Origin of the sequence: Pseudomonas sp. GX19020 (genome assembly GCF_023371075.1) — a bacterium.
Classification (GTDB): Bacteria; Pseudomonadota; Alphaproteobacteria; order Rhodobacterales; family Rhodobacteraceae; genus Pseudogemmobacter.
The window spans coordinates 16,835-37,373 of record NZ_JAMCCR010000009.1 but is presented as its reverse complement, the minus strand read 5'-3'; the positions used below and the strand labels follow the sequence as shown (position 1 = coordinate 37,373).

18 protein-coding genes are annotated in these 20,539 nt (G+C 63.4%); 7 read left to right on the top strand and 11 right to left on the bottom strand.

Features of this window, described 5'->3' with window-relative positions:
* Positions 1 to 39: 39 nt before the first annotated feature.
* From M3484_RS14480 to M3484_RS14470, 3 genes are read right to left on the bottom strand one after another with little or no spacing between them, the layout of a single operon-like run.
* On the bottom strand, positions 40 to 987 hold the full coding sequence (locus M3484_RS14480; RefSeq protein WP_249497415.1) for a glycosyltransferase: 948 nt from the start codon (positions 985 to 987) through the stop codon (positions 40 to 42).
* Positions 988 to 1,013: 26 nt separating this feature from the next.
* Positions 1,014 to 1,682, bottom strand: a complete 669-nt coding sequence (locus M3484_RS14475; protein ID WP_092899593.1) for an ABC transporter ATP-binding protein — start codon at positions 1,680 to 1,682, stop codon at positions 1,014 to 1,016.
* Positions 1,679 to 2,794 carry a KpsE/RkpR family capsule polysaccharide export protein gene (locus M3484_RS14470; RefSeq protein ID WP_249497414.1) on the bottom strand — a complete coding sequence of 372 codons (1,116 nt, stop codon included), beginning with the start codon at positions 2,792 to 2,794 and terminating at the stop codon, positions 1,679 to 1,681. The genes M3484_RS14475 and M3484_RS14470 overlap by 4 nt, the downstream gene beginning before the upstream one ends.
* 312 nt (positions 2,795 to 3,106) lie before the next feature.
* Here M3484_RS14470 and M3484_RS14465 point away from each other — a divergent pair, with 312 nt between their 5' ends.
* From M3484_RS14465 to M3484_RS14455, 3 genes are all read left to right on the top strand, one after another.
* A complete protein-coding gene (locus tag M3484_RS14465; protein WP_249497413.1) occupies positions 3,107 to 3,946 on the top strand; it encodes an ABC transporter permease in 840 nt (279 codons plus the stop codon).
* Between the two features lie 89 nt (positions 3,947 to 4,035).
* A complete protein-coding gene (locus M3484_RS14460) occupies positions 4,036 to 5,397 on the top strand; it encodes a glycosyltransferase family 4 protein (RefSeq protein WP_349306279.1) in 1,362 nt (453 codons plus the stop codon).
* An 87-nt stretch (positions 5,398 to 5,484) separates the two neighbouring features.
* A complete protein-coding gene (locus tag M3484_RS14455; RefSeq protein WP_249497412.1) occupies positions 5,485 to 6,216 on the top strand; it encodes a DUF6270 domain-containing protein in 732 nt (243 codons plus the stop codon).
* Positions 6,217 to 6,227: 11 nt separating this feature from the next.
* Here M3484_RS14455 and M3484_RS14450 read toward each other — a convergent pair whose 3' ends face one another.
* Complete coding sequence (locus M3484_RS14450) at positions 6,228 to 9,617, bottom strand: hypothetical protein (RefSeq protein WP_283258448.1); 3,390 nt, start codon at positions 9,615 to 9,617, stop codon at positions 6,228 to 6,230.
* 251 nt (positions 9,618 to 9,868) lie between these two features.
* On the opposite strand from M3484_RS14450, the gene M3484_RS14445 reads away from it, so the two are divergent.
* The gene (locus M3484_RS14445; protein WP_249497411.1) at positions 9,869 to 10,801 is read left to right on the top strand and encodes a glycosyltransferase; all 933 of its coding nucleotides are present in this window, start codon (positions 9,869 to 9,871) and stop codon (positions 10,799 to 10,801) included.
* Here the strand turns inward: M3484_RS14445 and M3484_RS14440 are convergent.
* The 3 genes from M3484_RS14440 to M3484_RS14430 all read right to left on the bottom strand — a co-directional run bounded on the left by M3484_RS14440 (position 10,798) and on the right by M3484_RS14430 (position 13,551).
* Complete coding sequence (locus tag M3484_RS14440; RefSeq protein WP_249497410.1) at positions 10,798 to 11,847, bottom strand: DUF2793 domain-containing protein; 1,050 nt, start codon at positions 11,845 to 11,847, stop codon at positions 10,798 to 10,800. The genes M3484_RS14445 and M3484_RS14440 overlap by 4 nt on opposite strands.
* A gap of 165 nt (positions 11,848 to 12,012) precedes the next feature.
* Positions 12,013 to 12,927, bottom strand: coding sequence for a DMT family transporter (locus M3484_RS14435; RefSeq protein WP_249497409.1), 915 nt, complete (start codon positions 12,925 to 12,927; stop codon positions 12,013 to 12,015).
* Positions 12,928 to 12,948: 21 nt separating this feature from the next.
* Entirely contained in the window at positions 12,949 to 13,551 is a 603-nt protein-coding gene (locus M3484_RS14430; protein ID WP_249497408.1) for a LysE/ArgO family amino acid transporter, read from the bottom strand.
* A 95-nt stretch (positions 13,552 to 13,646) separates the two neighbouring features.
* Between M3484_RS14430 and M3484_RS14425 the strand changes: the two genes are divergently transcribed.
* On the top strand, positions 13,647 to 14,534 hold the full coding sequence (locus M3484_RS14425; RefSeq protein ID WP_249497407.1) for a LysR family transcriptional regulator ArgP: 888 nt from the start codon (positions 13,647 to 13,649) through the stop codon (positions 14,532 to 14,534).
* A gap of 7 nt (positions 14,535 to 14,541) precedes the next feature.
* Here the strand turns inward: M3484_RS14425 and M3484_RS14420 are convergent, their stop codons facing one another.
* The 4 genes from M3484_RS14420 to M3484_RS14405 all read right to left on the bottom strand — a co-directional run bounded on the left by M3484_RS14420 (position 14,542) and on the right by M3484_RS14405 (position 19,342).
* On the bottom strand, positions 14,542 to 15,501 hold the full coding sequence (locus M3484_RS14420; protein WP_249497406.1) for a lysophospholipid acyltransferase family protein: 960 nt from the start codon (positions 15,499 to 15,501) through the stop codon (positions 14,542 to 14,544).
* Positions 15,502 to 15,663: 162 nt separating this feature from the next.
* Positions 15,664 to 16,404, bottom strand: coding sequence for a YebC/PmpR family DNA-binding transcriptional regulator (locus tag M3484_RS14415; protein WP_092899615.1), 741 nt, complete (start codon positions 16,402 to 16,404; stop codon positions 15,664 to 15,666).
* A gap of 128 nt (positions 16,405 to 16,532) precedes the next feature.
* Positions 16,533 to 18,311 (bottom strand): SLC13 family permease, encoded by a 1,779-nt coding sequence (locus M3484_RS14410; protein ID WP_249497405.1) that lies wholly within the window; start codon positions 18,309 to 18,311, stop codon positions 16,533 to 16,535.
* A gap of 218 nt (positions 18,312 to 18,529) precedes the next feature.
* Positions 18,530 to 19,342: a TIGR00282 family metallophosphoesterase gene (locus tag M3484_RS14405; protein ID WP_092899617.1), complete on the bottom strand. Its 813-nt coding sequence runs from the start codon at positions 19,340 to 19,342 to the stop codon at positions 18,530 to 18,532.
* Positions 19,343 to 19,480: 138 nt separating this feature from the next.
* Here M3484_RS14405 and M3484_RS14400 point away from each other — a divergent pair, with 138 nt between their 5' ends.
* Entirely contained in the window at positions 19,481 to 20,128 is a 648-nt protein-coding gene (locus M3484_RS14400; protein WP_249497404.1) for a hypothetical protein, read from the top strand.
* Positions 20,121 to 20,519: a tol-pal system-associated acyl-CoA thioesterase gene (gene ybgC / locus M3484_RS14395; protein WP_249497403.1), complete on the top strand. Its 399-nt coding sequence runs from the start codon at positions 20,121 to 20,123 to the stop codon at positions 20,517 to 20,519. Before M3484_RS14400 ends, ybgC begins: the two co-directional genes overlap by 8 nt.
* Positions 20,520 to 20,539: the final 20 nt, after the last annotated feature.

Here is a 20,539-nt window from a genome sequence, read left to right as displayed (position 1 = left end):
TATCGGCCCTCGTCAGAGCGGCGGGCCCCGCGCACATCATCAGACCCTGCGGCGGATCCAGTGGCGCAGCTTTGGCAACAGGCGTGTCTTGAGCGCGTAAAGCCAGGGTGCGGAATTGGCCAGCATCATTGCCCTGTCGATCCGGCTCAGCCCGCCGACGAAAAGAAGCGCCAGCCACCTTCCGCGGCTGCGGAGCTCTTCGGCGCGAATGATGGCCTCAAGCCGGCGTCGCCCGGACGCGGTGATCTCGCGGTCAAAGCGTTCCAGCGCCAGCGCATAGGCGGCATTCCTCTCGCGCAGATTGCGGTCGGCTTCGGCAAAGCTGCGCAGCGGACCCACGGAATTTCCGGCGTGAATGCGGTAATGCAGCCCGAGGCAATCCAGCGGAACCACCTGCAGATCCAGCGCTATCGCCAATGCCCGCAGCCAGCTGTCCTCGTTCGGCAGCTGTTCTGGAATCGGGAAGTAGCGCCCGGCAAAGGCGCGGTTGAAACTGACCGCGCCGCCTGCGATGTGATCCTCCATTCCCGGTCGCGGAAAGAGGATACCGGCCAGCCCGGGATGCGTGTCTGAAAAGCTGCGGTAGCGACATTGCGCGACACAGGGGGATCGCGCTGTCATGCCGGCTGTCACGGCCGCCAGACGGGCCGGCAGGGCGCTGCCGACAAGCAGGTCATCGCCGGCGAAGAATATAAAGGCGTCCCCCCTTGCGGCGAGAAATGCCAGATTGAGCGCCGCTGCCTTCCCCCGGTGGCCATTGCGGATCACCTGCATCGGAATCGCCGACCCGGCTGCGAAATCAGCCGCTATCGCCGCGCTCTCATCCTCGGAGCCGTCATCGACCAGCACGATCTCACATAACAGGCCCGATGGGGGTTCTATTGACGCGAGACAGGATTTCAGAAAGGCGGCCTCATTGCGCACCGGCGTGAGTATCGTAAGCACTGGCTCATCTTCGGAAGAGGAGTGCTGAGCTGTCGTCGTCATTGGTGCTATGTCCAACTGCACCCGGATCAGACGACCGGACGCGCCTGCATGTTACGATTGTGATGCGCGATCGCGTCATCCACATCATCGTAATAGGTCAGGATACCGCGTTCCAGCACGGCACCGGCGCTGCACATGCTGCGCAACATCGTATCGTTGTGAGAGACCACGATGGCCCCGGCATTGCTCAGCCGATCTTCCATCACTTCGTTGCATTTCGCCCGGAAGGAGGCGTCACCGACGGATGTGACCTCGTCGATCAGGTAGTAGCTGAAGGGGATGCTCATCGAGACGCCAAAAGCGAAACGGGCACGCATCCCCGAACTGTAAGTCCGGAACGGCATGTCGAAACTGTCGCCAAGCTCGGCGAAATCCGCGACGCTGCGCGCCAGGCTGTCGCTGTCGACCCCATAGATCCGGGCAATGAAGCGGGTATTCTGTGTCCCGGTCAGATCCGGGTGAAAACTGCCGGCAAAGCCGATCTGCCAGGAAATCCGGCCGCTGCTCATAACCTTGCCGCTGTCGGGCCGCATGGTGCCGCCGATGACTTTGAGCAATGTGGATTTTCCGGCGCCGTTGCGGCCCAGGAGCGCAACCGAAGTGCGCGAGGGGAAGACAGCATTGATGTTGCGGGCCACGTAATTCAGCCTGTGTCCGCGACGAAACGCTTTGGTCACCCCTTTGAGAACGATCATCCCCGGTCCCGCAGAGAATAGCCGATCATCACCAGCAGCGCCCATCCCAGCAGACAGATCGCGGCAAAAATCCCGGTGATCATCGCCCGACGCGGATACAGAGGACTGTCGGCCAAAGTCGGCTCGATATGGACGGCAACATAGCGGCTGCGGCGTTCGGCTTCGGCGCGCGCGATATCATAGGCCGCAGTGGCGGAGAGAAACGCCTTCTCGGCGAATTCCCGCTCTACGGTCAGCGCCTCGAAGGTTCCCACGATCTGCACAAGGCTTGAAGTGTCGCCATCGCTTACCGAGTTGCGCTCTTCTTCGATCCGCTTGCGAATGGCCGCGATACGGGAATCTGACTGGCCGATCCGCGGATCGCTCTCTGGCGGATTATTGGAAAGCAGCATGTCCTTGGCCAGCAGGGCCTCTACCAGCTGCTGCTGCAAGATGCCCATGACGCCGCCATTGCTCGCGAGATCCAGCGTCGGGTCAATGATGTTGGTGGTTGCGCGGAAGGTGCTCAGATTACCGCGTGCCGCTTTCAGGCGCTCCCGTGACTCTTCGAGGTCGACCTCGGCATAGCGCAGGGCATCTTCACGGGCAATCAGGCTCAGCCGGTCGGTCAGTGCCTGGGTTTCGCGCAGAATGGCGCCATTGATGGCCTGGGCCTCCTGGGGCGTGAATGCGAGGCTTTCGATGCGCAGGACACCGCTGCCCTTTTCCAGCCGCACAGAGATCATGCGCTTCCAGTAATCGCGCATCTCTTCGATGCTCGCTCCGTCAGGAAGGGTGAAATACCTGTCTCCCCGGTCACGGCCAAAAATCGCCCGAAGGTCCAGGTCTTTGTTGATGTCTTCAACGATTTTCTGGCTGCTGAGATATTCGTGAACGATCTCAGAATCAGACGAAGAGCCGGTCGCGATCTGCCCGAGACCGCTGAGCGCCTCAAGCGGGTTCACGTGCTGCTCGGAGCGCAGCGAGAAAGACATTTGAGAGGAATACTGATCCGCCGCGATCAGATAGAGATACCCAGCAACGAGTGTCACCGGCAGCAGAACAATCGCGAAAAAGGCGACAAGCACTGCCAGATGCCGCCGCCGCAGCCGGGCGGGCTGAGCCGTCGCCATGACTTTTGGCTTTTTCACCACTGTGGGCGACGGGCCTGGCGTGGGAGACTGGCCCGGCCCGGGCACCACGGCCGGGATCGGCCTGACAGCGCGAATAACCGGATCATTGACCGGAGCATGAACCGGCGCCGGGAGAGCGGGATTTTCCGTAAGCACCCGAAGAGGGGCACGGATAACAGGTTCAGCAGCCACAGCTGTCCCTTCCTCAATACCATCCGCGGGGCGTTGACTGCACCCACTTGCCTGATCTACCCTTGTAAACGTTGCAGGGGCCTGTTAGCAAGTCTGGACATCAGGATCGAGAAAATCGAGATGACCGACCAGCCGAATCCGGGCATGGTTCCGCTTACCAAAACTCCAGAACTTCACGAAAGTGGCGACTTTCGCCTCAGATTTCAGAGTCTGCGTGTAATTCTGGCTTTGCTCGTCCGGGAAATGATCACGACGTTCGGGAGATCTAGGCTCGGTTACCTCTGGGCCGTGCTGGAGCCGGTCGGCGGTATCGTCGTGCTGACGCTTGGTTTTTCAATTCTGTTCAAACAGCCGCCTGTCGGTACCAGTTTCTCTTTGTTTTACGCGACAGGGTTCATTCCCTTTGCGTGTTACACAAACAGTTATGCCCAGATAGCGACGGCACTGAAAGCAAACCGGATGCTGCTTTTCTATCCGGCGGTCACTTTCATGGACGTGATTTTCGCCCGTCTCATCCTGCTGATCATGACCCAGTTTACCGTGGCTTTCCTCGTCTTCACCGGCATCGTGCTGCTTGAGGATACCGGAAGCCAGATTGATTTCGGCAGGGCCGTGGGCTCCCTCCTGATGGCGGTGGGGATCGGCACGGGGATCGGCCTGATCAACGCGGTTCTGTTCGAGATGGCTCCCTCCTGGCAAAACCTGTGGAGTATCCTGAACCGTCCGATTTTCTTCCTGTCCTGCGTTTTTTACTCTTTCGATGCGATGCCCGAACAGGTGCAGGTATTTCTCTGGTGGAATCCGCTGGTTCATGTGGTGGGTGAGATGAGGATGGCGTTCTACCCCGAATACCAGGGTGACTATCTCTCTCCGCTCTATGTCGTCTGCCTGATGATGCTGCTCATTACTATTGGCCTTCTGAACATGCGCGCTATGCGCAAGTTCATCATGAATAACTAGATGATACGCATGAGCGATAAAGACGTCCGGATTTCACCCTTGCCCTGCGCCTGCGATCGCACCCTGAACCGGTTGGATTGAATCAGGCAATGCGCGTCTCGATGATCGTCCCCAACCCCTGCGCGCCGGATTTTCGCGTGATGAAAGAGGCCGAAAGTCTCGCGGCGGCGGGTCATGAAGTATGTGTTTTCTGTGTTGCCATGCCCGGACTGCCTCAGGACGAAGTGAGGGCCGGCGTGCGCTATCAGCGCCTCGAATGGAAAGGTGCATCACCGAGGCAGGCGCTTGAACAGCTTTTCCGGCGGCGCCTAAAAGCCCCGCCTGCGACACAGCCCGGGGGGCCGACCTCAGTGCCGTCTGTCGGCCACCCGAACCCAACGCCCAATTCCGGCAGGCTCGCTAAACTTTTGGGCGCGGAACGTGCGGCAGTCATTCGCGCCTGGCTGCGCGACCAAAGCCAGACATTGCATCAGCCCTGGCTCGCGGCCAGTTTCGGTCGGTCTTTCGAGGCGGCGCTGACCGCCTCGCGGGCCGATGTGATCCATGCGCATGATCTGCCCGCCTTGCCGGTTGCCTCCCGGGTGGCGATGAATACCGGCGCGGCCTTCATCTTCGACAGCCATGAGCTGGAAACCCATCGCAATCCCCCGCTCAGTCCGGCGCGCAGACGGCAGGTGGAGCGTCTGGAGGCGCGGCTGCTGCCCAGGGCCGCCGCCGTGATCACGGTCGGGGACAGCATCGCCGACCACCTTGCGACGCACTATGGCATCCCCCGCCCGCTGGTGCTTTACAACACCCCGCGGGCAGCTGATCAAAGCCCTCGTTCCGACCAGGATCCCGGGTTGCGGATGCGGGCAGGCCTGCCGGAGGACAGCTTCCTTCTGGTTTACACCGGAAATGTTGCGATCAATCGCGGGCTGGAAACCGTTGTCGCTGCGCTTGGCCAGTTGCGGCAAAACGCGCCGGAGCACGGTTTCGGGCGCCCGGTCTGCCTTGTCACGGTTGGACGCAGCCCGCCATCGGTGGCCGCCCGCCTCTCCCGCCTCGCGCAAGAGGCCGGTGTCCTTGACAGGCTGGCAATGCTGCCCCCGGTCCCGCCGGAAGACGTCTCCCGCGTGATAGCCTCCGCTGATGCCGCGATCATTCCGATCATCCCGGTGGCTTTGTCCTATCAATACGCCATGCCGAACAAATTGTTCGAGGCGCTGATGGCCGGCCTGCCGGTAATTGGCTCCGATCTCGCCGAAATGGGGCCTTTTCTGCGGGACCGGCAGCTTGGCCTGACCTTCCCTGCGGGAGACGCATCCGCGCTGGCGGAGACAATACTGACAATGGCCCGGGCGACGCCTGGCACCTTCCGGAAGCTCGCAGCCGAAAGCATCGGCTGGGAAGCACAGGCAGAGCGTCTGGTTGAGTTCTATCAGCAGCTCGGCCAGGAACGGTGCGATTAAGCCCCTGCCTGCGCGATATGGCCCCCTCCACGCTTGACCGGAATGTCAAAAGGGTGAAGCAATGGGCGCAATTGCAGGAGATGCAGCATGGCACAAGATCCGAGCGTTTTCATCCTGGGCTCATGCGTCACTCGCGATGCTTTTGAGCTGGTGCCACATGGCTACAAGCTTGCAGGCTACATTTGCCGCACCTCTTTCGGCAGCGGCTTTGCGGCAAAACCTTTCAGCCTCTCTCTGGAAGAAATCGATCCCGCAAATGAAATGGTCAGCCAGTTCCAGCGCACGATGGTGCACACGGATCTGACCAAGGCGTTGACACAAATGCTCTGCGATCTGCCTGCGGATACCACTATCATCGTCGACCTGATCGACGAGAGATTTCAGTTGCTGGAACGCGACGGAACCATCGCAACCAATTCAGTCGAGATGCAGCGTCCAAAGCCGCTGGCGCGCTACCCCGATATCAGGGTGATCAAGGCAAATACAGATGAGCATTTCGCCCTGTGGTCAAAGGGGGCGGACGAGTTCGCCGCGCTGGTGGCCGAACAGAAGCTCCGCGTTGTTCTCAACAAGGTCCACTGGTCGGCAGGCGATACGGGGGGCGGACGCTTCGATGCCACCCATGTGCAGACCCACAATGCCCATCTTGACCGGATGTATGCCTATCTTGAAAGCCGGATGGCTGTTGCTTCCGTCTCTTACCCCATATCCTTTGTGTCCGATCATGAGCATAAATGGGGCCTCTCTCCCTTCCACTATTCCCGCGACATTTATGAGCACCTGATCGGAGAGCTGAACCGGATCACGCTTGCTGGCTGACACGTCCCGGTTCAGATGATCAGAAAGTGATCGGCGGTGAGCAGCGTTCCTGGCGTGACGCTTGCAAAAATCAACATCCCGGCTGCCCCGCTGCCATCCGGGTCATAGTAAATCTGCCCACTTGCCTGATTATAGACAATCCGGTGCGCGTCTGTGGTCGCGCTTTCACCGATAGTGAAGCGCGCGGCCCCGAGAAGTCCCAGGTTCAGAGCTGTGAAGACCGCATCATCGAGCAGGATCATATCCTCCGCCGGGTTGAAATCGGCGATCCGGTCGGCATTTGCGGCGCCTGGCGCAGAGAGAAACAGAAAGACATCGCGCCCGGGGCCGCCATGCAGCCAGTCGTTGCCGTCGCCGCCATACAACCAGTCATTGCCATCGCCGCCATAAAGCGTGTCATTGCCGTCGCGGCCATAGAGCACGTCATTGCCGCCCGCGCCCTGGATCTCATTGCCCGATGCATCGCCCAGCAACATGTCGTTGAAGGCCGATCCGACGAGATCCTCGATCCCGAAGAACCGGTCGCCGGCGGCGATGCCGGTATTGGTCCCGGGCGCTTGCAGATCCGCCCGCACCCCGGCAGGCGCATCGCCATAATGCGCGCGGTCGCGCCCCGCGCCGCCATAGAGCCAATCCGCCCCTGCGCCGCCATAGAGTGTATCGTCGCCATCGCCGCCATACAGCGTGTCATTGCCGTCGCGACCATAGAGCACGTCATTGCCGCCCGCGCCCTGGATCTCATTGCCCGATGCATCGCCCAGCAATATGTCGTTGAAGGCCGATCCGACGAGATCCTCGATCCCGAAGAAACGGTCGCCGGCGGCGATACCGGTATTGGTCCCGGGCGCTTGCAGATCCGCCCGCATCCCGGCAGGCGCATCGCCATAATGCGCGCGGTCGCGCCCCGCGCCGCCATAGAGCCAATCCGCCCCTGCGCCGCCATAGAGTGTATCGTCGCCATCGCCGCCATACAGCGTGTCATTGCCGTCGCGGCCATAGAGCACGTCATTGCCGCCAGCGCCCTGGATCTCATTGCCCGATGCATCGCCCAGCAATATGTCGTTGAAGGCCGATCCGACGAGATCCTCGATCCCGAAGAAACGGTCGCCGGCGGCGATACCGGTATTGGTCCCGGGCACTTGCAGATCCGCCCGCACCCCGGCAGGCGCATCCCCATAATGCGCGCGGTCGCGCCCCGCGCCGCCATAGAGCCAATCCGCCCCTGCGCCGCCATAGAGTGTATCGTCGCCATCGCCGCCGTACAGCGTGTCATTGCCGTCGCGGCCATAGAGCACGTCATTGCCGCCTGCGCCCTGGATCTCATTGCCCGATGCATCGCCCAGCAGCATATCGTTGAAGGCCGATCCGACGAGACCCTCGATCCCGAAGAAACGGTCGCCGGCGGCGATACCGGTATTGGTCCCGGGCGCTTGCAGATCCGCCCGCACCCCGGCAGGCGCATCCCCATAATGCGCGCGGTCGCGCCCCGCGCCGCCATAGAGCCAATCCGCCCCCTCGCCGCCGTAAAGCCAGTCATCGCCATCGCCGCCATACAGCGTGTCATTGCCGCCGCGACCATAGAGCACGTCATTGCCGCCCGCGCCCTGGATCACATTGCCCGATGCATCGCCCAGCAGCGTGTCGTTATAGGCCGTTCCGGTCATCGCCTCGATGGACAGATAGACCTGCCCCTGCACCGGCCCGGCAATGCCGGCGCGCATCTGGAGATCGACCCGGATCGCGGCATTGATTTCGGAAAAATCAATGTGATCGAAACCATTACCGCCCTGGATCGTGTCCTGGCCAGTACTTGCGAGGAACAGATCATCTCCATCCGTCCCGACCAGATAATCCGCACCGGGAGTGCCTGCGATCATGCCATCCGGTGTGAGCATTGTGTAATCACCATGCCAGAGGTCGAACAACCCGGCGCTTGCAAAGCTGGCAGCCGTCAGGGGAAGACCATTGGCGGAATAGACGATCAGCTCTTCTTTGCCGTAGCGGATCCTGGCCCCACCTGCGAGCGACGTTATGGTCAGGTCGCTCAGACCGTAGAACCTGCCCCAGGCGCTCAGATCGAGCCGGTCGATACCGGGCTGGTAGTCGTGAATGTAATCCACCACCCCGTCGGACGAAAGCACGAAGAGATCCGCGCCCGCGCCGCCATAAAGGCGGTCGACGCCCGCCCCGTCAATCAGGATGTCATCGCCGGCGCCACCATAAAGAACATCATCGCCGGCGCCACCCGAGATCAGATCATGCCCCGCGCCGCCGGTGAGCGTGTCGGCCGCGCCCGTCCCCATCAGGGGGGCCGGAAGCGCGCCGGTCTCGACATAGAGCCGGGTGACGCCTGTGCCTTCGCCGGCCACATAGATCCAGAAGCCGGTCGCCCCTGGCTGCAAGGCCAGCGCTGTGATGTTTTGCAATGCCAGCCCGTCCTGCTGCAACATGGTGGCGGCGATGACGAACCGCCCCCCCGGCAGGATCTCGAAAACATGCAGACCGCCATCGCCGCCGCCGGCGACCAGAAAGCTCCGCCCTTTGATGTTGATGGTCTCAAGCGTCACCACGGCCCGGAACCGTGTATCAAGCGTATCTATGATCTGATCCGCTACCGTCATCGTCCCTCCTGGCGAGAGCGCCAGCAGCGTGATCGACGAACTGCTGCCTGAGGCGACCGCCAGATAAGGGCTGCCATGCGCTTCACAAAAGCGCACCGCCGAGGGGGCGCTGATGCCCAGCCCGTCGCTGGCACCAATGCTCCCCGCTACGGTCGGCAAGCCGTTTGCCGCAAGGCGCAATATGTCGATCCGGTCTACAGACTGCGATGTCACCGCGACGAATTGAGTAGACCCGATGCCGAAGACGGCCATGCCCGATATATTGATACCGGCAAGGTCCGGCCCCAGCTGCAATGCCCCGAGCCGCGTCATCACGCCATTGGTGGCCGCGACTGAATAGGTCGTGATCAGCCCGCTGCCGGTGGTGGCGGCATAGAGCAGGGTCTGATTGCCCGATGTGACAAGGGCCTGGGCCGAAATGATCCCTGCCGGCCCACCGGCGGGGCGCGACGATCCGCGCAGCGTCCCGTCCGCATTCAGCCTGAACGAGACAAGCGTGCTGTCCTCGAGCCCCGAATAGATCAGATGCTGGGTCGAGCCGAGCTGATAGAGATCCAGCGTCGGCGGAGCAGAGAGCGTCCCGCGCGCGGCGATCTGGCCCTGACTGGTCAGCAGCATCCCGCCCGCGCCGATCTCGAAGCTGAGCAGCCCGCCCCCCGCCCGTGTCGTCGTGTAAAGCATCAGCCGCGATCCGACCGTCGCCAGCAACATGTCTCCGATGCCCGAAATCAGATTCAATGGCGCATCGACAAAGGTTTGCAGTGCTCTCACCTGAAACATAGATACATACCCGTTCTTCCCCGGGCACCATCTTCACCTGGCGGGCTTGCTGCTTCCTTTTGACATTCGGGCGATATCAGGGCTTTGGTGAATGGTTTTAGCCAAACTTTATCAACACGCCAGGATCAGATCTGCGGAACCGCGCCCGGAACCGAGGCCGGCATTGCCTCCGGTGCCTCTTTCGGCGAAAGTTAGCGAAAGGCAGACGCGTTGCAGACCGGGGCGGCGCATCTCCTGCCACCGGGAAGACGATGCGCCAGAAAGACGATCATGTGACCATCGTAATGGCCACCCGCAACGGGGCGGCCTGGCTGGCTGAACAGCTGAACAGTTTCGTCACGCAAAGCCATAGCAGCTGGTCGCTTTTCGTCTCTGATGACGGGTCAACCGATGGCACCCGCGAGATTCTCGCTGCTTTCGGCCGCAAATATCCGCTGACCCTGGTGGAGGGGCCGCGCAAAGGGGCGGCGGCGAATTTCCTCTCTGCGCTTTGCCATCCGGATCTGCCGCAGGGGATCATCGCGCTGGCCGACCAGGACGATGTCTGGCTAAAGGGAAAGCTCGCGCGCGGGCTGCGCCGGATCGCGGCGGCAGAGGGTCTGATGGGCGGGGCGGCGCCAGTGCTTTATGCGGGCGAGAGCATGCTTGCCGACGGGGCGCTGAACACGCTCAGCCAGTCGCGGTCAGGACGAACCAGACCGGGTTTTGCGCCCTCACTCGTGCAGAACCTTTTTGCCGGCCATTCGATCATGCTCACGCCAGAGGCGCTGGCGCTGGTGCGCGAGGCGGGGGTTCCCGACAGCGTCAGCTGGCATGACTGGTGGCTTTACCAGCTGATCGCGGGATGCGGCGGCGGCCTGGCGCTCGACCCGACGCCGGTGGTGATCTACCGCCAGCATGGTGAGAACGCGCTTGGGGGCGCGCGGGGCACGGCGGCCGGCAAGCGTCGGCTGGCAATGCTGCTGAATGGCGAATGGGGCCGGATGATGCAGGGCCAGGCGGTCGCGCTGAGGGCGCGCGAGGCCATGCTGACAGCCGATGCGCGCGCCACGCTGGACGGATTTCTCCACGCGCCGGCTTTTGGTCCAGGGCGCGCGCTTGCCTTTCGCCGCCTCGGCATTCATCGCAGCTCGCGTTCCGGCGATGCGGCGATGGCGATGGCGGCGATGCTGGGCCGGCTTTAGAACCAGCGCCCGACGGCCATCGCCCTGACGCCGATTGCGCCGCTCTTCGCGACCATGGCCAGCACCCGGAGCGAAACCGAGCCCTCCGCCGGCGCCGCAGCCGCAAGCCAGGCGTCCACCGCATCCGCCATGCCCGTGACCACAGGGGTCGATCCGACAAGGAACGTTTGCGGAAAGATCCAGATCAGCGCCGCTGAGCTAAAGCCCGAGCCGAGCGCGGTGGAGGCATTGGTCACAGCGAGGTCATTCTTCCAGCAGATCTGGGTGCCATCGGCATAGCGGATAAAATCGCCATTCGCATTCGATCCGCGCTCGATAACCGCGCCCGTCGGCACGCCGCCGGTCTGGCTGACGGTGCCCAGAATATTGCTGCGCGCAAAGACCTGCGAGCCGGCGCGGGTCAGGCCCTGAGGAAAATCGGGCACACCGGTTGCCGCCGCAACCTGCAACCCGGTGAACCAGGTGGACCCATTGGCGCTGACCTTGACCGAGAAATCGCTGCCGCCCGCCGTCCCCATCTCGGCCCGCCCCGACCAGGCTGTCTGGAAGAGCAGGCTTGCGGTATCCCCCGCTGCCGCCTTGTTCAGCTTGAGCTGCATCCCCGCGCCCTGGTGGGTCATCAGGACCGCCTCGGAGGCCACCGCGAGCCGGTTCACCGCATCGGGCGTCGTGCTGACGCCCAGCCGGGCAAAGCCTCCCTCGCCCTCATTCGGGGTCTTCCAGGTCAGGCCGTCATAGACCGCCTCGCGCGCCTCACCCAGCACCCAGGCCCGCCAGCCGGGCAGCGGCGCATGGAACTGCCAGCCGGTCCCGGTCAGGACCGCAATCCGCCCCTCCTGCCCGACCCAGAGGCCGGTCGCAGTGCCCGCCACAAGATGCCGGTCGCCGGGGGTCGCCGTCACCGGAGGCGCGGTGCGGTTGCGGTCCAGCACGGCAAGCTGCACCACCGCATCCAGTGCCAGCAGCGCTTCGTTATGGGTCACGTGTTTCTGCGCCTGGGCAGGCAGGATCAGCGGCAGGCCAAGAATATCGGTGGTATCGGACATATTTGCCTCCATGCGGGGTCAGCGCCGCAGTTAACCGCGAGGCTGTCGCGCACCCGCGGGGCAGAGGCTAGGAAGGCAGGGTTTAACGCGGCCTGGCCCGGCGCGCGCCAAGTCTGCGCCGCGCGCAACAGCGCGGGTTGCAGGTCTCGGGCCGGAAGGTTCAGCTCAGGTGGCGGGGCCGCTGGTGCCGGCACCATCTGCCGCCCGGATCACCCGGCGCGCATTGGCCTCGGCGCGGATGTTGAAGCTGATCGCGCCGATGATCACCGCACCGCCAAGGATCACAAACGGGTCGATCCCCTCATGGAAAAAGACCGCCCCCATCAGCGCCGCCCAGATGATCTGCAGAAAGCTGACCGGTTGCGTCACCGCCAGCGGGGCCGCGGCAAAGGCCCGCGTCATCGCATAATGCCCCAGCGTCGCAAACCCCGCCCCAAGCGCCAGCGCCGCGATCTGCCACAGCGCGACCGGCTGCCAGTCGATCAGCGCCAGCGGCAGGAGCCCGATCGCCGATGTATAGGTCATCATCGCCACAATAACCCCCGCCGGGGCAAGTGCGCTCAGCCGTTTCGCAATGACATAGCCGCCCGCGAACAGGAATGCCGCCCCCAGCTGCGCCCAATGACCCATGGCAATCTCGCGCAGCCCGGGGCGCAGCACGATCAGCGCCCCCGCAAAGGCAACCAGCGCCACAAGGATGCGCCGCAGGCTCAGCCCCTCGCCCAGCAGCAGCCCGCCAACGATCAGCACGATCACCGGGTTGAGAAAGCCGATGGCTGAAACTTCGGCCACTGGGATCCTCGCCATGGCATAGAACCACAGGATCACCGCGCCGACATGGAAGATGCCGCGATAGCCGAACAGCTGCCAGACCCGTGCCGGATAGCCCGCGCGCAGGATTGCGGGCAGCATCGGCAGGAAGAACACCAGCCCGACAGCAAAGCGCAGAAAGGCCGATTGCGTCGCCGGCAGCGAGGTGCCGACATATTTCACTGCTCCGTTCACGCCAACCATGGCAATGCCCGAAACCAGCATCCAGATGATCCCCGCAACCGGGCGGTCGGCCTGTCTGTTCCACATCCCTCCCGGTTGCGCCGGTTTTCAGGAAAAGGCAAGGGAGAGCGCGATGGCCCACATCACAAGGCCCACGCCGATCTCCAGCACGACCCAGGCGCGGGGCTCTGCGAAGACCGGCGCAAGAAAGCGCGCGCCAAAGCCAAGCGCCGAGAAAAAGCTGAAGGACCCCGCCGCCGCCGCGATCCCGAAGGCAAGGCGGTGACCGTCATGCTGCGCCGAAACCGAGCCGAGCAGCAGCACCGTATCAAGATAGACATGCGGATTGGCCCAGGTCAGCAAAAGGATCGTTGTCACCACCTTGCCGCGCGAGACCCTGGCCGCTGCCGAGGGCACGAGGGCCTCGCCCCCCTGCATCGCGGCGCGAAATCTCAGCGCGCCATAGACCACCAGAAAGGCCACCCCTCCCCATTTCATCACCGGCAGCGCCCAGGGTGCGGCGCGGCTCATCGCGCCGAAACCGACCACACCCAATGTGATCAGCAGCGCATCCGAGATCGCACAGATCGCCACCACAAGGCCGACATATTCCTGCCGGAGCCCCTGGCGCAGCACAAAAGCATTCTGCGCCCCGATGGCGAGGATCAGGCTCAGCGCCGTGAAATAGCCTGATATCAGCGCCTCGAACATCTTCGTCCTCCCGGGTTACACCGGCTTCGCTACCGCTTGCAGGCGACATAAATCCAGTTAATGTTTCTTTGCCTGATTAAGCGTGGCTTATTCCGATGCTCGACCCCGGCTGGCTTGCCGCCCTCTCTGCCATTCACCGGCGCGGCGCTTTTGACCTCGCGGCGGCGGAGCTTTCCGTGACGCCCCCGGCGATCTCGCAACGTATCCGGGCGCTGGAGGAACGGGTCGGCATGCGACTGATCCGGCGCGGCCAGCCCTGCGAGGCGACGCCGGAAGGCCTGCGGCTGATCCGCCATTTCGATGAGATCAGCCTGCTGGAACGGCAACTGGCCAGGGACCTGCCAGCCCTGTCCTCCGGGCCCGCGCCGCTCAGGATAGCAGTCAATGCCGACAGCCTGGCGACCTGGGTGCTGCCGGCGCTGCGCGCCTGCGAGGGTGATTTTCTCTTCGATCTCGTGATCGACGACCAGGATGTCAGCCAGGACTGGCTCAGACGCGGCGAGGTGATGGCGGCGGTGACATCCCATCCGGGCCCCCTGCAGGGCTGTGACACGGTGGCACTCGGGTCGCTGCGCTACCTGGCCACCGCGAGCCCGGATTTCATGGCGCGCTGGTTTGCAGGCGGCATCACGGCAGCGGCGCTCGCCCGCGCGCCCTCGCTGATCTATTCCGGCAAGGACCGGCTGCAACAGACCTGGGCCGCGCGGATTGTCGGGCCGGTGACGCTGCCCTGCCACCGGATCGGCGCGAGCCAGGCTTTTGTCGACGCCGCGCTGCTGGGGCTGGGCTGGGCGATGAACCCGGAAACCCTGGCGCGTGCCCATATCAACGCCGGCAGGCTGCAGGAGGTGGTGGCGGATTCGGCGCTGGATGTGGCGCTTTACTGGCAGTTCCCGCGTCTGGTTGCCCCGGCCCTTGCGCCACTGACCCGCGCGATCCGGCAGGCAGCGGCGGAAGTCCTCGTGCCCCCCTCTGCCGCCTGAGGTGCCCTTACCATTTGATACGCGACGGGAAGATGAACTCTTCCTCGGGCTTTGGCCCCTTCACCCCTGCCAGGCCGAAGGTGAGCCGCCTGAGTTCGCCGGTGGCTGCCGATTTCAGCCCCGGATCCAGCTTGACCGGCGCGCCGATGGCGATGCGCAACGGCTTTTTCGCGCGCCTCAAAGTCTCGCGGAAGATCAGCGCCACGCGGAGCGGGTAGGAATAATGGCTCGCGATCTGGAAGAGGCGGGAATTCTGACCATGAAACCAGATCGGCAGCACCCGGACCCCGGGCCGCGTCGCTAGGCGCGAGACGAAAGGATGCCAGGCCGGGTCAGCCGCGCGGCGCGAGAGTGGCTTTGGCGCGGTCGAGACGCCCCCCGCCGGGAAGATCACCAGCACATGCCCCGCCTCGAGCCAGTCGCTCGCCGCGCGGCGCGTCTCGGCCGAACTGCGCCGCGCCTCCGGCCCATGGCTGAAATCTACAGGCAGTACGAGGTCCTTCGCTTCGGGCGCATGGGCCAGCGCGGCATGAACCATCAGCTTCACATCCGGGCGGATCCGGGTGATCAGATCGCCGATCGCCAGCCCGTCCGCGATGCCGAAAGGATGGTTCGCCACCACCAGCAGCCCGCCGGTTTTCGGGATCAGCCCCTCATCCCCGGCGGTATATTCGGTGCGCAGGCCCAGGACGCGCATCGCCTCGGCGAAAACCGGCGCCTGAGCATCCCGGCCCGGATCGGTGCGCCAGTCGCGATAGAGGCGCTCGATCCGGGTCTGGCCCGAAAGGCGCTCGACCGCGCGGATCAGCCGGCGGCGCAGCGGGCTTTGATCGGGATGCGAATAGGTGAAGACCGGGCCCGCAGGGAGCGCGCCGGGAAACCTGTTTTGCAGATCATCACAGGCCCTGCCGGATGGGTGCATTGGCAAGGCCGTAAAGCTGTCATCCCCATGCACCATCTGCCCCATGCGTTTGTCCCGTCTTGCACCGGACGCGGGAAGCGCGTCCTTCTGGCACCGCAAATTACAACCGCGAGGTGACACCGAGGTGACGGTGGCGCCCATCAGAACGCAGGCAAGAAAAAACCCCGGCACGATGGCCGGGGTTCTGATCGTCGGAAAAGACGGATCTCAGAGCTGTGCGGCGACGTCGTCGGGCACATCGAAATTATGGGTGACGGTCTGGACGTCGTCATCCTCTTCCAGAAGATCCACCAGCTTCATCAGTTTTTGTGCAGTGTCGAGATCGACCTCGGTGCGCGATTGCGGGCGCCAGACGAGTTTGGCCTCGGTCGATTCGCCAAGCGTGGCCTCCAGCGCGTCCGAGACTGAGGAGAGGTCTTCGACCTTACAATAGATCCAGTGGCTCTCGTCATCGGTCTCGACATCTTCGGCGCCGGCCTCGATTGCGGCCATCATCACCGAATCGGCATCGCCGGCCGAAAGCGGGTACGAGATCTCGCCCAGACGGTCAAAGCTGTGCGAGACAGACCCGGTCTGGCCCATATTGCCGCCCGCCTTGGTGAAATAGCTGCGCACATTCGAGGCGGTGCGATTGAGATTGTCGGTCAGAGCCTCAACGATGATGGCGATACCGCCGGCACCGTAGCCTTCATAGCGGATCTCGGTATAATCCGCCGCATCGCCCATCTGGGATTTCTTGATGGCGCGGTCGATCACATCTTTCGGCATCGAGACCGCTTTGGCGGCTTTCACCGCGAGACGCAGACGCGGGTTCTTATCAGGATCCGCATCGCCCATCTTCGCGGCGACGGTGATCTCTTTCGAGAGCTTCGAGAACATTTTTGAGCGGATGCCATCCTGCTTGCCCTTGCGGTGCTGGATGTTCGCCCATTTCGAATGGCCTGCCATAGGGGCCTCATTCCTTCGATTTCGCTGGTGGGGTTCTTTACACCGGCCCTCGGGGATGCGGCAAGAGCAGGGGGACCAGTCCCCCGGCCCGCCTGGGATATTTTTGGACAGAAAATGAAGAAAACGGCTCAGAGCGGCCAGAAAACGGGGATCAGGGCAGAGCAAAGGAACATCAGGATGATGTTGAGCGGCAGGCCGACGCGCATGTAATCGGAGAACCGGTAGCCGCCGGGACCGTAGACCATCATATTGGTCTGGTAGCCAACGGGCGTGGCGAAGGCGAGTGTGGCCGAGAACATCACCGCGACCACCAGCGGGCGCGGATCAATTCCGAGATTTCTGGCAAGCTCGATGGCGACGGGGGTATAGATCACCGCGACCGCGTTGTTCGACAGAAACTCGGTCAGCACGAGGCCGAGAAAATAGACCGCAAGGATCAGGAAGAAAGGCGAGAGCCCCTGGAGCCAGGGCGCGGCGGCATTCACGATCATTTCGACGGCGCCGGAACGGTCCAGCCCCTCGCCCACCGCCAGCATGGCGAAGATCATCGCCAGCAGGCGGCCATCGACAAAGCTGAAAGCCTCGTCGCTGTCGACGCAGCGTGAGACAAGGATCACCGCCACGGCGAGGAAGGCCAACAGCTGGATCGGCGCCACGTCAAAGGCCGAGAGGATGACGATGAAGGCAAGGGCTCCGACCGCGATGGGAGCTTTCGCACGGCGATAGGGCTTTTCGCGCGGGCGGGTGATATCGACGAGGTCCATATCCGCGGCAAGGCGCTGGATGTCCTCGATCGCGCCTTCCAGCAGCAAGGTATCGCCGACCCGCACGATCAGATCATCCAGCTGGCGGCCGATATTCTGGTTGCGACGATGCGCGGCCAGAACATAGACGCCATAGCGGCGGCGCAGGCGCAGATCGCCCAGACGCTGCCCCTCCATCCGGCAGCCGGGGCCGATCAGCACCTCGACCGTCTCGGTTTTGACCGAGGAGAGCTTATCGACCAGATGCACCTCGCGGCGGCGGTCGAATTCCATCAGATCGGCCAGTTCGGCGCGCAGCACAACGCGGTCTCCGGGTTCCAGCCGCACCGGCGCGAGGTCACGGCGCAGTGAGGCGTCGCCACGCAGAACGTCGATCAGCCGCACGCCGTTCCGGCGAAACAGATCAACCTCCAGCGGCGCCTGGCCGACCAGCGGGCTGTCTTCCGGGATCGCAACTTCGGTGAAATATTTCATCTTGCGCCGGTCGGTCAGCAGCATCCCCATCGACTGGCGCACAGGCAAAAGCCGGTTGGCAAAGAGACCAAGAAAGATCGCGCCCACAACCGTCACCGCAAGTCCCAAAGGCAGGATCTCAAAGAGCGTGAAATGCGCCATCCCGGCCTTGACCGCCACCCCGTCCACCAGCAGGTTGGTCGAGGTTCCGATCAGCGTCATCATCCCCGCCATTACTGTCATATAAGAAAGCGGGATCAAAAGCTTGGACGGAGCCGTGCCCATTTTCAGCGCCAGTTGCATGACCACGGGGATCATCACCGCCACCAGAGGCGTGTTGTTCATGAAAGCCGAGGCCACCGCGATGAATGAAAACAGCGCAATGATGGTCAGACGCGGATTGCCCTCGACCGACTTTTCGGCGGCATGGATCACCTGCTCGATGGCGCCGGTGCGCACCAGCCCGCCCATCACCAGAAACATCAGCGCAATCGTCCAGGGCGCCGGGTTCGACAGCACTGATTGCGCCTCGGACAGGGGCAGGAAGCCAAGCAGCATCATCACCGCTGCGGCAGCAATGGCCGTGACCTCGACCGGGATGATCTCTGAGACAAAGAGGCCGAACATCACGACAAGGATGGTCAGCGCCACCCAGGGCTGCGCGGCGGCGGAGATTTCAAACCAGAGCATCATGACCTTCAACTGAACTGGCGGCTTTATAGGATGCGCCCCCTGTTCGGGGAAGAAAATTCTACAAAGCCGGTCGTCTTTGGGTCTGATCTGGTGTCGCCCCGGCCCGGACAGGGCCCGAGACGCTCAGAACGGGGCAGATGCCGCGCCTGTCGGAAACAGCCAGGCCTCGCATCCCGCCACTGCCTCCGGCAATGGCAGAGGCCAGGGTTGCGCGATCAGGGGCCGGATTGCTGCAAGCGGCCGCCCTGGCGGACCATCACCACCCGGGTGGCAAGACCGGTCCGGTCATCGGTCTCGACATAGACCCCGGAAAGCGTCGCCTCGCCCGCAGCCGGCTCGAACCGGGTCTTCGACATGCCGGTGACGAAACGGCGCATCGGCTCCAGCTTTTCCATGCCGATAACCGAATCGTAATCACCGCACATCCCGGCATCGGACAGATAGGCCGTGCCGCCCTTCAGGATCTGCGCATCGCCGGTGGGCACATGGGTATGGGTGCCCACAACAAGGCTCGCCTGACCATCACACCAATGCCCGAGCCCCATCTTTTCGGATGTCGCCTCGGCATGGACATCAATGATCGCCGCCTGGACCGTGACGCCCAGCCGATGCGCCTTCAGCACCGGATCCACGGCGGAAAACGGATCGTCGAAAGGTTGCTTCATGAACACGCGGCCCAGCACCTGCGCCACCAGCACCTTGCGCCCGCCGGCTGCGTCAAACACCCGCGCGCCCCGTCCTGGTGCAATCCTGGAATAGTTCAGCGGCCGGATCACCCGCGGCTCAACCTCAAGGAACTGCGCCATATCCTTCTGGTCAAAGGCGTGATCCCCCAGCGTGACCACATCGGCCCCCGCCGCCAGGATCCCCTTCGCATGGTCAGCCGAAAGCCCCATGCCGCCGGTCGCGTTCTCGCCGTTCACCACGACAAAATCGAGACCCCAATCCGCGCGCATCTTTGGCAGGCCGGCCGTTATTGCCGCCCGCCCGCTGCGCCCCATCACATCGCCAAGAAAAAGCAGTTTCATGACAATCCGCCTTATGCCTCTGCCCCCCTTCCTGCAAGCCCCCTTGCTCCTGACTTCAATACTCTCCCGCCAGAGCTAACCGCAGCCAGTCAGCAGCACCCTGTTGAGCCCCGGAGCGGAACCCGCTAACCAAAGGCCATGTCGCCAGATCAGATCCAGACGCTCTTCACCCGCCGCGATGGCAGCTTCCTCTGCGCCCGCTGGGGCCGCCCCATCGTGCCGGTGATCTTCGGCACCGATGATGCGACGCTTGCGACCGTCAAGGGGGCCATCGAGGCAATCGTCGCCCTTGCCGGCCACAGCATGGCGGAAACCGACCCCGAACTCGGCGCCAATCTGATGGTGTTTTTCTTCCGCGACTGGGCGGAACTGCCGCAGGTGCCGAAGCTCGACCATATGATCCCCGGCCTCGGACCGCTTTGCGAGCGGCTCAGCGGCGAGGGTGCCAATCGCTACCGCACCTTCCGGTTCGACGAGACCGGCGCGATCAAGGCGGTGTTCCTGTTTCTCAGGATGGATGAGCATCTCTCGGACATGCCCGCCCAGGACCTCGCACTGGCCCAGGGAGCAGAGGCGATGCTTTCCTTCGCCGATGGCGCTTTCAGCCAGATTTCCCCGCTGGCCCGCAGCGAAGGCAACGTGATCCTGCATCCCGATCTCGCGCTCCTGATCCGCGCCGCCTATCACCCGATCCTGCCCGCAGTTGCCCGCGACCCCGGCCATGCGCTGCGGCTGATGGCAAGGATGCTCCCCGCACCCGACAGTATTGCAGCTCCCGATGCATGAATTCAGCCTCCGCGTCTGGTATGAAGACACCGACCTTGCCGGCATCGTCTATTACGCCAATTACCTGAAATTCATCGAGCGCGGCCGCAGTGACTGGGTCGCCGCCTGCGGCATCGACCAGATCGCTTTGCGCGACCAGCAGGACATCGTCTTCGCCGTCCGCCGGGTCGAGGCCGATTACCTGCGCCCTGCGAAATTCCAGGACGCCCTGACCGTCACCACCACCCTCACCTCGGTCACCGGTGCGCGCATCGTGCTGGACCAGGAGGTCCGGCGCCAGGACGAGACGCTGTTTCGCGCCACTGTCACGCTGGTCTGCCTGACCGGCGCCGGCCAGGCCAGCCGCATCCCGGCAGAAATCCGCGCGCGGCTCGCCCCTTCGCTGCACTGAGCCGCCGCAAAGCCGCAACT

What these genes read in the sequence shown, in the direction of transcription:
- M3484_RS14415 (WP_092899615.1), bottom strand. Translation starts at nt 16,404, where the DNA reads ATGGCAGGCCATTCGAAATGGGCGAACATCCAGCACCGCAAGGGCAAG.
- M3484_RS14475 (WP_092899593.1), bottom strand. Translation starts at nt 1,682, where the DNA reads ATGATCGTTCTCAAAGGGGTGACCAAAGCGTTTCGTCGCGGACACAGG.
- M3484_RS14465 (WP_249497413.1), top strand. Translation starts at nt 3,107, where the DNA reads ATGACCGACCAGCCGAATCCGGGCATGGTTCCGCTTACCAAAACTCCA.
- M3484_RS14400 (WP_249497404.1), top strand. Translation starts at nt 19,481, where the DNA reads ATGTCGCCAGATCAGATCCAGACGCTCTTCACCCGCCGCGATGGCAGC.
- M3484_RS14470 (WP_249497414.1), bottom strand. Translation starts at nt 2,794, where the DNA reads ATGGCGACGGCTCAGCCCGCCCGGCTGCGGCGGCGGCATCTGGCAGTG.
- M3484_RS14435 (WP_249497409.1), bottom strand. Translation starts at nt 12,927, where the DNA reads ATGTGGAACAGACAGGCCGACCGCCCGGTTGCGGGGATCATCTGGATG.
- M3484_RS14410 (WP_249497405.1), bottom strand. Translation starts at nt 18,311, where the DNA reads ATGCTCTGGTTTGAAATCTCCGCCGCCGCGCAGCCCTGGGTGGCGCTG.
- M3484_RS14405 (WP_092899617.1), bottom strand. Translation starts at nt 19,342, where the DNA reads ATGAAACTGCTTTTTCTTGGCGATGTGATGGGGCGCAGCGGGCGGGCG.
- M3484_RS14450 (WP_283258448.1), bottom strand. Translation starts at nt 9,617, where the DNA reads ATGTTTCAGGTGAGAGCACTGCAAACCTTTGTCGATGCGCCATTGAAT.
- M3484_RS14445 (WP_249497411.1), top strand. Translation starts at nt 9,869, where the DNA reads ATGCGCCAGAAAGACGATCATGTGACCATCGTAATGGCCACCCGCAAC.
- M3484_RS14430 (WP_249497408.1), bottom strand. Translation starts at nt 13,551, where the DNA reads ATGTTCGAGGCGCTGATATCAGGCTATTTCACGGCGCTGAGCCTGATC.
- M3484_RS14480 (WP_249497415.1), bottom strand. Translation starts at nt 987, where the DNA reads ATGACGACGACAGCTCAGCACTCCTCTTCCGAAGATGAGCCAGTGCTT.
- M3484_RS14455 (WP_249497412.1), top strand. Translation starts at nt 5,485, where the DNA reads ATGGCACAAGATCCGAGCGTTTTCATCCTGGGCTCATGCGTCACTCGC.
- M3484_RS14460 (WP_349306279.1), top strand. Translation starts at nt 4,036, where the DNA reads ATGCGCGTCTCGATGATCGTCCCCAACCCCTGCGCGCCGGATTTTCGC.
- ybgC (WP_249497403.1), top strand. Translation starts at nt 20,121, where the DNA reads ATGCATGAATTCAGCCTCCGCGTCTGGTATGAAGACACCGACCTTGCC.
- M3484_RS14420 (WP_249497406.1), bottom strand. Translation starts at nt 15,501, where the DNA reads ATGGGGCAGATGGTGCATGGGGATGACAGCTTTACGGCCTTGCCAATG.
- M3484_RS14425 (WP_249497407.1), top strand. Translation starts at nt 13,647, where the DNA reads ATGCTCGACCCCGGCTGGCTTGCCGCCCTCTCTGCCATTCACCGGCGC.
- M3484_RS14440 (WP_249497410.1), bottom strand. Translation starts at nt 11,847, where the DNA reads ATGTCCGATACCACCGATATTCTTGGCCTGCCGCTGATCCTGCCTGCC.